This window comes from Curtobacterium sp. PsM8, assembly GCF_030433875.1.
Taxonomy (GTDB): domain Bacteria; phylum Actinomycetota; class Actinomycetes; order Actinomycetales; family Microbacteriaceae; genus Curtobacterium.
Map to the genome: position 1 here is coordinate 1 of NZ_JARUXD010000153.1, position 976 is coordinate 976.

1 protein-coding gene and 1 other RNA gene are annotated in these 976 nt (G+C 72.7%); one reads left to right on the plus strand and one right to left on the minus strand.

The window, feature by feature from the left end:
• Positions 1-132: 132 nt before the first annotated feature.
• On the minus strand, positions 133-807 hold the full coding sequence (locus QCD68_RS17185; protein ID WP_111074321.1) for an SDR family oxidoreductase: 675 nt from the start codon (positions 805-807) through the stop codon (positions 133-135).
• 37 nt (positions 808-844) lie between these two features.
• Here QCD68_RS17185 and ffs point away from each other — a divergent pair.
• An RNA gene (gene ffs / locus QCD68_RS17190) (signal recognition particle sRNA small type) lies at positions 845-941 on the plus strand.
• Positions 942-976: the final 35 nt, after the last annotated feature.

Consider the following 976-nt stretch of genomic DNA (forward strand, 5'->3'; position numbering starts at 1 on the left):
CCCCCCCCCCCCCCCCCCGGGGGGGGGGGGGCGGGGGGGCGCCCCCCCCCGCGCGCCGGGCGCCCCCCCCCGCGCCGGGGGGGGGGCCCTCCCGCCCGTCAAACGGTCCGGTCCGTCAAGGGTTCCGTTCCGTCAGCCGAGCGCGTTCAGCGCGGCCGGGATCGGCGTGTCACCGCTGGTGACCTCGAACTGCTTGCCGACCGCCGTGTCGTCGAGCAGCGCGTGCAGGACGACGGCCGCGACGTCCGCGCGGGGGATCGAACCGCGGGGGACCGTGCGACCCACCGTCACCGTGCCCTGCGGCGGGGTGTCGAGGAGGCCGCCCGGGCGGACGATCGTCCACCGGAACCGACGCATCCGCACGTTCGCGTCCGCCTCGGCCTTCGCGCGGAGGTAGACCTGGAAGACGTCGTCCTCGTCCTGGGCGGGCAGCTTCGCACGCTCCGGGTCGTACGCGTCCGCGCCCATCGCGGAGATCATCACGAAGCGCTCGATGTCCAGGCGCACCGCGGCCTCGGCGAGGAGCACAGCGGCGTCCCGGTCCACCGAGAGCTTCCGCTCGGCACCGCTGTTCGGCCCGGCACCGGCAGCGAACACCACCGCGTCCACACCGCGCAACCGGAGTGCCAGCTCGTCCTCACCCAGTTGTTCCAGGTCGGCGACCAGTGCTCGCGCACCCGTCTGTTCGACGTCGGAGACGTGCGCGGGGTTCCGGACGATGCCGATGGCGTCGTGTCCGGCTTCGGTGATGAGGCGTTCGAGGATCAGGGCGATCTGGCCGTGTCCCCCTGCGATGGCGATCTTCATGGGTTCGATGCTGCTCCTTCCGTCCGGTAGAGTGTTCAGCGGCTCCTCACGTGACGCCATCCAGGCCAACTCCCCCAGGGCGGAAACGCAGCAAGGGTAACCGGGCTCTGGCGGGTGCGTGAGGAGTCTTCTTCGTTTCGGGGGCGTGCTCGCGACCGACACCGGGGCT